Source organism: Streptomyces sp. SID486, from assembly GCF_009865385.1.
In the GTDB taxonomy this organism is placed as follows: domain Bacteria; phylum Actinomycetota; class Actinomycetes; order Streptomycetales; family Streptomycetaceae; genus Streptomyces.
In genome coordinates, this window is record NZ_WWJT01000679.1 from 1 (window position 1) to 10668 (window position 10668).

The 10668-nt window shown below is 74.2% G+C and carries 9 protein-coding genes and 1 pseudogene; 6 read left to right on the forward strand and 4 right to left on the reverse strand.

Annotated elements, in window-relative coordinates; all coding sequences use genetic code 11:
• From GT045_RS31410 to GT045_RS31430, 5 genes and pseudogenes are all read left to right on the forward strand, one after another.
• Positions 1-552 (forward strand): annotated as a pseudogene (locus tag GT045_RS31410) (glucose-6-phosphate isomerase); the annotation flags it as partial.
• Between the two features lie 2 nt (positions 553-554).
• Entirely contained in the window at positions 555-1433 is an 879-nt protein-coding gene (gnd, locus tag GT045_RS31415) for a phosphogluconate dehydrogenase (NAD(+)-dependent, decarboxylating) (protein WP_161288173.1), read from the forward strand.
• A gap of 6 nt (positions 1434-1439) precedes the next feature.
• Complete coding sequence (locus tag GT045_RS31420; protein ID WP_161288171.1) at positions 1440-2033, forward strand: histidine phosphatase family protein; 594 nt, start codon at positions 1440-1442, stop codon at positions 2031-2033.
• Positions 2034-2290: 257 nt separating this feature from the next.
• The gene (locus tag GT045_RS31425) at positions 2291-3754 is read left to right on the forward strand and encodes a membrane-associated oxidoreductase (protein ID WP_161336258.1); all 1464 of its coding nucleotides are present in this window, start codon (positions 2291-2293) and stop codon (positions 3752-3754) included.
• Positions 3755-3893: 139 nt separating this feature from the next.
• Positions 3894-4559, forward strand: a complete 666-nt coding sequence (locus GT045_RS31430; protein ID WP_161336259.1) for a TetR family transcriptional regulator — start codon at positions 3894-3896, stop codon at positions 4557-4559.
• A gap of 13 nt (positions 4560-4572) precedes the next feature.
• Here GT045_RS31430 and GT045_RS31435 read toward each other — a convergent pair whose 3' ends face one another.
• Genes GT045_RS31435 through wecB form a run of 4 tightly spaced genes read right to left on the reverse strand, consistent with a single transcriptional unit; the run spans position 4573 to position 10358 of the window.
• On the reverse strand, positions 4573-6765 hold the full coding sequence (locus GT045_RS31435) for a glycosyltransferase (protein WP_161336260.1): 2193 nt from the start codon (positions 6763-6765) through the stop codon (positions 4573-4575).
• Positions 6762-8579 (reverse strand): hypothetical protein, encoded by a 1818-nt coding sequence (locus GT045_RS31440; protein WP_161336261.1) that lies wholly within the window; start codon positions 8577-8579, stop codon positions 6762-6764. Before GT045_RS31440 ends, GT045_RS31435 begins: the two co-directional genes overlap by 4 nt.
• Positions 8579-9277: a class I SAM-dependent methyltransferase gene (locus tag GT045_RS31445; protein WP_202529197.1), complete on the reverse strand. Its 699-nt coding sequence runs from the start codon at positions 9275-9277 to the stop codon at positions 8579-8581. Before GT045_RS31445 ends, GT045_RS31440 begins: the two co-directional genes overlap by 1 nt.
• Positions 9270-10358: a UDP-N-acetylglucosamine 2-epimerase (non-hydrolyzing) gene (wecB, locus tag GT045_RS31450; protein ID WP_161336262.1), complete on the reverse strand. Its 1089-nt coding sequence runs from the start codon at positions 10356-10358 to the stop codon at positions 9270-9272. Before wecB ends, GT045_RS31445 begins: the two co-directional genes overlap by 8 nt.
• Positions 10359-10488: 130 nt before the next feature.
• Between wecB and GT045_RS31455 the strand changes: the two genes are divergently transcribed.
• Positions 10489-10668: hypothetical protein (locus tag GT045_RS31455; RefSeq protein ID WP_161336263.1), on the forward strand; the 180-nt coding region annotated here is incomplete at its 3' end.

A 10668-nucleotide genomic window follows, 5' to 3' on the forward strand; every position in this document is an offset into this window, starting at 1 on the left:
CCGGTCGAGTGGCAGACCGGTCCGGTGGTGTGGGGCACGCCCGGCACCAACGGCCAGCACGCCTACTACCAGTTGATCCACCAGGGCACCAAGCTGATCCCGGCGGACTTCATCGGCTTCGCCCGCCCGCTGCCCGAACTGAGCGGCGAACTCCGGGACCAGCACGACCTGCTGATGGCCAACTTCTTCGCCCAGACCCAGGCGCTCGCCTTCGGCAAGACCGCCGAGGAGGTCCGCGCGGAGGGCGTGCCCGAGGAGCAGGTGGCGCACCGCACCTTCCTCGGCGACCACCCCACCACCACGGTCCTGGCCCCCGAGCTGACCCCGTCCGTGCTCGGCCAGCTGATCGCCCTCTACGAGCACAAGGTGTTCGTGCAGGGCGCGGTGTGGAACATCGACTCCTTCGACCAGTGGGGCGTGGAGCTGGGCAAGGTCCTCGCCAAGCGGGTGGAGCCCGCCCTCACCGAGGGCGCGGACGTCCCCGGTCTGGACCCGTCCACCACGGCCCTCGTCGCCGCCTACCGCACTCTCAAGAACGCATCGGAGAACTGATCATGCAGCTCGGTCTCATCGGTCTCGGCAAGATGGGCGGGAACATGCGCGAGCGGATCCGCCGCGCCGGCCACACCGTCATCGGCTACGACCGCAACCCGGACGTCACGGACGTCAAGAGCCTCGCCGAACTGGTCGAGAAGCTGGACGCGCCGCGCACGGTGTGGGTGATGGTCCCGGCCGGCACCGCCACCCAGGGCGTCATCGACGAACTCAAGGACCTGCTGTCCGAGGGTGACACGGTGATCGACGGCGGCAACTCCCGCTGGACGGACGACGAGAAGCACGCCGCCGAGCTGGGCGTCAAGGGCATCGGCTTCGTCGACGCCGGAGTCTCCGGCGGTGTGTGGGGCCTGCAGAACGGCTACGCCCTCATGGTCGGCGGCGACAAGGAGCACGTGAGCCGGGTCAAGCCGATCTTCGACGCGCTCAAGCCGGAGGGCCCCTACGGCTACGTCCACGCGGGCCGCGTCGGCGCCGGGCACTTCTCGAAGATGGTCCACAACGGCATCGAGTACGCCATGATGCAGGCGTACGCCGAGGGCTGGGAGCTGCTGGAGAAGGTCAAGTCGGTGGACAACGTCCGCGAGGTGTTCCGCTCCTGGCAGGAGGGCACCGTCATCCGCTCCTGGCTGCTCGACCTCGCGGTCAACGCCCTGGACGACGACCAGCACCTGGAGAAGCTGCGCGGCTACGCGGACGACTCCGGCGAGGGCCGCTGGACCGTCGAGGCCGCCATCGACAACGCCGTGCCGCTCCCGGCGATCACCGCGTCCCTGTTCGCCCGGTTCGCCTCCCGGCAGGACGACTCGCCCCAGATGAAGATGATCGCCGCGCTGCGCAACCAGTTCGGTGGCCACGCTGTCGAGAAGAAGGACTGATCCGCCGTGGGGGACCTGCTGCTGGTCCGCCACGGTGAGACGGAGTGGAGCCGGTCGGGACAGCACACCAGCTGGACCGACCTGCCCCTGACCGAGCACGGCGAGGAACAGGCCAAGTCCCTCGCCCCGCTCCTCACCGGCCGGACCTACGCCCGCGCGCTGGCCAGCCCGCTGAGCCGCGCGCTGCGCACCGCCGAACTGGCCGGGATACCCGCGGCCGTACCCGAGCCGGACCTGCACGAATGGGACTACGGCGGCTACGAGGGCATCACCACCGCCGAGATCCACCGCACCCGGCCCGGCTGGGACCTGTGGACCGACGGCGTGCCGCCCGGCCCGCAGGGGCATCCGGGCGAGTCACCGGAGCGCGTCGGCGCCCGCGCCGACCGCGTCCTCGCCGGGGTCGCCGCGGCGCTCGACGAGGACGCCGGCGACGTGGTCCTCGTCGCCCACGCCCACTTCCTGCGTGTCCTCACCGCCCGCCGCCTCGGTCTGCCGCCCGCCGAGGGCCGGCTCTTCCAGCTGGCCACGGGCACGGTCAGCCGGCTGTCGACGGAACACGGCCGCCCGGTGATCGCGGAGTGGAACGTCCGCCCGTAGCGCCGGGGCCGTCCGCGACCTGCCGTGCCCCCGTACCGCCGCCGGCGGTGCGGGGGCACCGTGCCGTCGTACGGCCGCCGGCGGTAAGGGGGCACCCGTGCCGTCGTACGGCCGGCGGCGGTAAGGGGGCACCCGTGCCGTCGTACGGCCGGCGGCGGTAAGGGGGCACCCGTGCCGTCGGCCCCGCCGGCCGTCCCGCGTCCGAGGGGGTGGGCACCCGATTGACAGCGGCTCGCACCGCGGCCAGAGTCCCGCTGGTGGAGATCGACGAACTGACGGCGGCCGAGGAGCGGGTGTGGCGGGCGTTTCCGCGGGGTGAGGCCGTGGACTTCCGGGAGTCGGCCGAGGACGACCCCGAAGCGGGCGGCCACTGGGGACCCGAACGGACCGTGCGGGCGCGGGTGTTGCGGGCGCTGCTGCTGGCCGGCCCGCGGCAGGACGGCGAGACGGCGTCCCTCAGTCTGGCCGGAGCCCGCGTCACGGGCCGGCTCGACCTGCAGTACGCGACGGTCGACCACCCGGTCCGGCTGCGGCACTGTCACTTCGAGGAGGCCCCGCGGTTCCACGCCGCACGGCTGCGCGAACTCAACCTGAGCGAGTCCTTCCTGCCCGGATTCGTCGGCCACGCCCTCCAGGCCGACGGTGTCGTGCGGCTGACCCGCACGCGGTGCCACGGTGTCCTGCGGCTGGGCGGGGCCCGGATCGGCGGCAGTCTGTACCTGGAGAGCGCGCGGGTGTCCGCACCGGACGCCGAGGAACCGGTGCTCCAGCTCAACCAGAGCGCCGTCGGCGGCGATCTGTGGGCGCCGGGGCTGCGCACACACGGGCAGATACGGCTCAACGGCGCCGCCGTCGCCGGGTCGGTCAACCTGAACGAGGCGCGGCTCAGCTGCCCCGGAGGCGCCGCGCTGGACGCGGAGACGTTCACCGTCGAGGGTGACATGCTGGTCCGGCGCGCCGAGGTACGCGGCTGGCTGGGCCTGCGCGGCTCCCGGGTCGCGGGGCGGCTCGACCTGTCGTACACGTTCCTGTCGAGTCCGGGCGGTTCGGCGCTGTGGGCCCCCAGTACGACCATCGGCGAGCTGTGGCTGCGCAAGGGACCGCCCATGGAGGGCGCCCTCAACCTGCGCCGCGCCCGGCTCGAAGTGCTCTTCCTGGAACCGGAGTCGGTGCCCGACGAGGTGCTGATCGGCGAGCTGACGTACACCTCGCTCGTGCCGCACGAGCCTGCCGAGCGCCGGCTGCCCATGCTGGAACGGGAGCGGAACGGCCATGTGCCGTACGCCTACGAGCAGTTGACCGCCGCGTACCGCCGTATCGGTGACGACCACGCGGCCCGGCTCGTGCAGCTCGCCAAGCAGCGCCGGCACCGGCACACCCTGCCCTGGTACGGCCGGCTGTGGGGCCTGGTGCAGGACGTCACCGTCGGCTACGGCTTCCGTCCGCTGCGCGCCGCCGGCTGGCTGCTGTCGCTGCTCGCCGTCGGTTCCGTCACCTACGCGGCACACCATCCGCAACCGCTGAAGGCGGGTGAGGCGCCGCCGTTCAGCCCGGTGTTCTACACGCTCGACCTGCTGCTTCCGGTGATCTCCTTCGGGCAGGACTCCGCGTTCGCCCCGCACGGCTGGTACCAGCTGCTCGCCTACGTCCTCGTCCTCACCGGCTGGATCCTCGCCACGACGGTGATCGCCGGCGTCACCCGCACGGTCAGCCGCCAGTGAGACCGCGGGCCGTGTGCCGGGCGGCCGGTGCCCACGGGGACCAGCGCCCGGCAGGGACCGCCGCCGGGAGCCTGCTTCTACAATCACCGGCACGCGAACGAGCGCGCCGCCGAGGCGCCCCACGGCCCGAAGGACACCGATGACCAGCGTCGAAGAACCGGCCCGACCCGGTGAGCGGACGCGCGACGCCGCCCGGACCCGCGCCGAGATCCTCGACGTGGCAACCCAGGAGTTCGCCCGGGCCGGCTTCGACGGTGCCAGGGTCGACGAGATCGCCGCCCGCACCCGCACCACGAAACGGATGATCTACTACTACTTCGGCGGCAAGGAGCAGTTGTTCACGGCGGTGCTGGAGCGGGCGTACGGCGTGATCCGGGAGGCCGAGCAGCAGCTGGACGTCGAGCACCTGGACCCGGTGGCGGCGATCCGGCGGCTGGCCGAGCTGACCTTCGACCACCACGAGCGGCACCCGGACTTCATCCGCCTGGTCAGCATCGAGAACATCCACGGTGCCGTGCACATCGCGGCGTCCGAGAAGCTCGGCCGGATCGGTTCCCCGGCACTGGACGTGATCCGCCGCATCCTCGCCGCCGGACAGGAGTCAGGGCTGTTCACGGCGGGTGTCGACGCGGTGGACCTGCACGCGATGATCAGCTCGTTCTGCTTCTTCCGGGTGGCCAACCGGCACACCTTCGGCGTCCTGTTCGGCCGGGACCTGGTGCATCCGGCGCAGCGGGATCGCCACCGCACCATGCTCGGCGACATGGTGATCGCCTACCTGACGGCGGAGCGGACCGCGCACTGACGGTCCGCACGCCTCAGCCGTTCACCAGCAGGTCCGTCCAGGCCGCCGCCACCCGGTCCAGGGCGTAGGACTCCCGTACCTGCGCGCGGGCCGTCTCCGCGGCCGCGTGCCAGGTGTCCTGGCTCTCGCCTAGACCGGCGATCGCCTCGGCCATCGCCGGCGGCCCGGCGTGGATCCACCGCCGGTCGTAGATCTCGTCGGCGCCGGGCCACGGCAGCAGTGCCGGTACGGCGCCGGAGGCCATGCCCTCGGCCGGGGCCAGGTGGAAGCTCTCGTCGTCGCTGGTGGACAGCACGTGCCCGACCCGGCGCAGCCAGTTCGCCACGTCCGCGCCGAAGTCGTCGAAGACGACGGCTCCTTCGAGCAGCGGCGAGGTCTGGATCCGGCGCAGGATCGCCTCGTAGTGCGCGCGCTCCTCCGGCTTGTTCCAGATCCACCAGTACTCCCAGGGCGGCTTGGACTTGACCGAGAGGTGCCAGCGCCGGTCCCGGGCGCGCAGGGCTTCGAGAACGTCCAGGCCGAGGTCGAGGCGTTTGCGGCTGGGCGCGATGCCGATCATGCCGAGGCGGTGCCGGGCGCCCGGGGCCTTGGGCCGGTCCAGCTGCTCGGCGTCCACCCAGTTCGGGACGACCACGACCTTCTCCGGCGGCCAGCCGGTGTGCTCCAGGGTGCGCCGGGCGTAGTAGGGGCTGACGCAGATCACCCGGTCGACGGCGTCGATGTCGACCTGGCGCGGCCACTCGGCGTCCAGCTCGAACCGGTGCAGCCGGATCACGAGCCGGCTGCCGCGCCGCTTGTGCTTGCTGTACCAGACGGCCGCCGGGCCGCACCACTCGACGACCACCACGTCCGCCCAGTCGGCGAGGTCCCGGCCGGCGGCCGGGTCGTGCCGGGCCAGCGCGGACCAGGCGTCGACACGCACCTCCAGCCCGGGCAGGGCGCGGAAGTGGTCGAGGAGCCGGGTGAGGAACTTCAGGTCGTGCCCCGCGACGCCGACCCGCAGCGGGCGGGTGCGGTGGGCGACACCGGCGGGTGCGGGCGGGAACACCTGGCCGAGGTGGGCACGCCAGCGGGTGGCGGCGGCCCGGAGGGTGTACCGGTGGGCGGCCTCCCGGCAGCGGGCCGCGGCGAGCCCGCGGGCCTCCGGCTCCCGGGCGGCGTACGCCACGGCCTCGGCGGCGTCCTCCGGTCCGGCCCGGCCGGGGACGAAGAGGGGGTAGTCGGCGCCCAGCAGTGCCTCGTGCGCCGGCGTCCGGTTGAGCACGACGGGCAACCCCAGGGCGCCGAACTCGAGGACCTTCGTCGAGAGTTCGAGGCTGGCGTCGAGCTGGGGGTCGCGCCAGCCGAGGCCGAGGTCGCAGTCGGCGGCGATGCGCATGGCCTCTTCGCGGGGCTGTCCGCCATGGTGGTGGACGCCGGGGGTGCCGCCGTGCAGGGCGCGGAACATCGCGTCCCGGAACTCCGGGTGGGCGGGATCGTCGTGGATCTTGTCGCCGACGGTGTGCAGTTCGACGGGGACGCCGCGCTCGGCCAGCAGCGACGGCAGCCGGGTCATGGGCAGCGTGTTCCACAGCGGCGCGAACTTGCCGGTGTAGACGAGCCGGAGGGGCTCGTGCGGCCGGTCGTGGTCCGGCAGCGGGAAGCCGGGTTCGGGCACGGCCGGCGGGCAGAGCACGCTCCGGCCGCAGGCCGCGGGCACCCACGTCTCCAGGAAGCAGCGCAGCTCCTCGGTCTGGCACAGCAGTCGCCTGGAGGCGGTGGCGATGCGGGCGAGTTCCGCGCGGGCCCGTTCGGTCATCGCGGCGGCGGACTGCGGGATGTCGGTGAGGTAGGCCCAGATCCGTCCGTCGAAGTGACCGTCGGCGACGACCTGGCCGACGAGTCTGCGTCCGCGCAGGACGAGCAGGTCGCAGGGATCGTCCTGGTCGAGCCGGGTGAGCAGGTGCGACGCCTGCACCGGGGACAGGGGCCGGCCGGCCTGCCCGGGGACCAGCCGCTCCTCGGCGGGCCGCACGAGGGTCACCCCGGGCAGTCCGGCCAGCGGATCGGTCAGCCGCCCGGTCTCCACGGGCGCCTTGAGCACCAGCCGGGTCTCGCACCCGGCCAGGGCCAGAGCCTGCACGGTCGACTGGGCCCAGACGGCGGAGCCGTCGATGAGGTTGAGGTCCACGTCGCCGTAGACCAGTGCCCGTACCACGCGGCTCATGACGGCTCCTTCCCGCGCACGGCGAACAGTCGGTGTCCCAGGCCGCACCAGCTCTCGGGTGGCGCGCCCGCGAGGTGCAGGGACCGGCGGACCAGCAGCGGCCGTCGCAGTGCCGGCACGAAGGTGTGGTCCTCGCCGTCGGCGGCGTGGCCGAGGGCGTCGGCGCCGGAGAACTCCTGGGCGCACATGAGGTCCAGCAGCAGGGTGTCGGGGCGGTCCTCGGTGAGGTCGCTCCAGTCGGCGATCCAGGCCGCGGTGGGCAGCCCGGTGCGGACGGCGACACCGGCGGCGTCGAGTTCCTCCAGTCCCGCCGGGTCGGGGACGACCACCTCGGCGGGGCGGTGCTGCTGGCCCAGCACCTGTGCCACCAGCCGGGCCACGCCGTGCGGGTCGCGGGGGGCGGCCAGCACGGCGACCCGGCGTTCGTCCAGCGGGTCCGGGGCGCCCACCAGCCGGGCCAGCTCGGCCAGCCGCACCCGGGTGCTGTCCCACTGGAACGCCTCCCGCAGCCGCTCGGTGCCGTCGGCCGCCGGGTCCAGCCGGGACAGCCGGACGCCGGTGTCGGCGTCCAGGACGGCGTCCCACGCCAGCCGGGCGAGTCCGGGCGCGGCGGACGCGGGGGCGTCCCGCCACAGGACGGCCGCCCGGCCCGACGCGCGCGCCTCCGTGAGGAGTTCGGCCAGCCTCCGGTCCAGGTCCGGGGCGAGGCCGGTGCCGGTGAGCGACCAGGGGCCGGCCCCGGTGCACGCGCTCAGCTGCACCACGACCGCGTCGGGGTCGGTGCGCCGCACGAGCAGCGCGCCGTCGTGCGGGAGCGGCCGGTTCACGACGGCGTCGGCGGCGAAGTCCTCGGCGGTGCGGTCGGTGAGCACACCGACGATCACGAGCCGGTCCCGGGGGGCGGAGGAGAACGCGCGGTGCACGAGGTGGAGGCGGTCGTCGGCGGCCACGGGCGCGACGGCCCGGGCCGCGGGCGCGGACCGCTTCGCGACGCTCTTCGCGGTGCGACCCCGCCACAGCCCGTACAGTTCCCGGGGCAGCCCGGCCATCCCGCGTCTGGGTGAACGGGCCGCCGAGACCAGCGCCTTGCCGACGCGGAGCGAGGTGGAGCCCTCCAGCATGGCCACCCGCGCCTGGAGCACGTCGACCCGGGCGCGGGCCCCGCGCAGGGCGGAGGCGAGCTGCTCCTTCTCCCGTACGGCGGCGGCCAGCCGGTCGGCGAGGCCGTCGTCGCGGCCGGTGTCCCGGGCGCGTTCGGCCTCCTCGGCGCGGCGCTCCAGATCCAGGTGGCGGGCGCGCAGGGCGCGGGACGCCAGGCCGGCGAGGACGTACTCGTCGGCCATCCGCAGGGTGGTGGCGAAGCCGTCCGAGGGCACGGGGCGTCCGAACCAGTCGTGCGGGGGCAGGAGTTCGTCGGCGGTGAGGCGGGTGAACACGGCGCCCGCCCGCAGGTGCACATAGTCGAGGGGGGTGGCGCGCAGCACCTGACAGCGCTGGGCCACCAGGCCGTCCAGGAGCCGGTGGTAGGGAGGTTCCTGTCCGGGGTGGCCGAACAGCAGCAGGCCGCGGCCTCCGGGACGCAGGCGGGCCAGCGTCGCGAGGCAGTCGTCCTCGGTGCCGTGCAGGGCCGGGTCGGGGCCGTACGAGAGGATCACCAACTCGTGGTCCTCGATGGGACGTTCGCCGTCGTCGGTGACGAGTTCGACGCCGTCGGGGAGGTGGACGTAGGGGGCGAGGCGCAGGCCGCGGCCGGCCGCGTCCACGACCGTGGTGACGCCGTCCAGGTGGGGGTGGAGCAGATCGGTCAGACGCATCAGCGGATCCTCGTGAAGACGTGGAAGCCGACCTCGATCTCCCGGAAGCCGTACGGCCGGAACTCGGTGTGCCGCAGGCCGAGGGGTTCGAGTACGGAGCGGTAGGCGGCCGTCGGCCGGTGCAGGATGTAGTCGCCGCGGGCCCGCGGCACGGCCGTGTCCTCGTCGGTGACGATCAGGCGGCCGGTGAGGCGGACCAGTGAGGCCAGGTTGCGCAGGGCGGCCGCCCACTCCGTGTCGTCCAGCAGGTGGAAGAGCACGTCGACGCAGAGCACGATGTCGTAGGGCCACGGGCTGCGCCACTCCTCCAGCCGGGCCCTGGTGTAGCGGGGGCCGCCGCCGGCGGCGCGGGCCCGGTCGAGGGCCTCCTCGCTGGCGTCGAAGGCGTCCACACGGTGGCCGCAGCGGGCCAGGGCGCGCGCGAAGTAGCCCTTGCCGCAGCCCGCGTCGAGCACGAACAGCGGGGCCGTCGCGCTGCTGAGGTCGCCGACGGCGCCGAGCAGGTTGCCGAGCCGCAGCGCGTAGAAGAGTTCGTTGCCCGCCCGGTCGAGGCCGATGTGGCCGCCGGAGGCCAGCTCGTCCTGGTCGCGGTGGCGGACGTCCCAGTAGTCGGGGGTGTCGTCGCCGGGGCCGGGGGCCTCGTCACCGTCGGGGGCGCCGGGCCGGGCGGTGTCCCGGGCGAGGATGCCGTCAGCCATGGTGGTCCAGCCACTGGGTGACCACGCGGGCGATCCGGGTGCCGGCCTTGCCGTCCCACAGCGGCGGCCCCTCGGTGGGCATGGCCGCCCCGCCGTCGAGTGCCTTGGACAGGGCGGGGACCAGTTCGTCGTGGGTGACGAGGCGGTTGGTGCCGTGGGTGACGGTGACGGGGCGTTCGGTGGTGGTGCGCAGCGTCAGACACGGCACACCGAGCACGGTGGTCTCCTCCTGCACCCCGCCGGAGTCGGTGATCACGGCGGCGGCACCGCGCACCAGGCTCATGAACTCGACGTAGCCGAGCGGTTCGAGGAGGTGCACGCCGGGTGCGCCGTCCAGGCCGGCCGCGCGCAGCGCCTCCCGGCCGCGCGGGTGCAGCGGCACGGCGAGGTCCAGGTGGCGGGCCGCCTCGGTGAGCGCGCGGGCGGCGGCGCGGGCGGCCGCGGGGTCGTCGACGTTGGCGGGACGGTGCAGGGTGACGACGCCGTAGCGGTCGGGCAGCCCGTACTCGGTGCGGGCGGCGGCCGGGTCGAAGAGGTCCAGGTGGGTGAGGAGGGTGTCGATCATCGGGTTGCCGACGAAGTGCACCCGGGCGGGGTCGGCGCCCTCGCGGGCGAGGTGGCCGACGGCCTCGGGGCTGGTGGCGAACAGCAGCCCGGCCAGCTGGTCGACCAGGCGCCGGTTGACCTCCTCCGGCATCGCCATGTCGAAGCTGCGCAGCCCGGCCTCCACGTGGGCGACCGGGACACCGAGCTTGGCGGCGACCAGGGCGGCGGCCAGGGTGGAGTTGACGTCGCCGTAGACCACGACGAGGGACGGGGCGCGGGCGGTCAGTTCCGCCTCCAGCGCGACCAGCAGGTCGGCGGTCTGCCGGGCGTGGCTGCCGGAGCCGACGCCGAGGTCGGTGTCCGGCCGGGGCAGGCCCAGCTGGCGGAAGAACACGTCCGACATCCGGGCGTCGTAGTGCTGGCCGGTGTGGACCAGGACCTGGTCGCAGCCGGCCACACCGAGCGCGGCGACGACCGGTGCCGCCTTCACGAAGTTGGGCCGGGTGCCGACCACATGGAGTACTCGGCCGTTCATGTCCTCGCCTTCCGTCGGCGGTCGAACAAGGGGCAGCACACGGGGGACGAGGGGTGACGCCGTGCCTTCGCGGCACCGGCGCCCGGCGGCGGCCGAGGCGTCGCGTGCCCGGTCGGCCTACCGTGGCGGCATGTCCCGTCGTCTTCCCCGCGCTGTCAGTCTGGCCGCATCCGTGGCCTGGGGCGAGTTGCGGCACGACCCCGCCCGGGCCGCGCTGCTCGCCGTACGGCTGCTGCCCGCGCCCGTACGGCGCAGGGTGCGGCCGGTGCAGGAGTGGCTGTCCGGCCGGGCCCGGCCCGCGGGGCCGGCC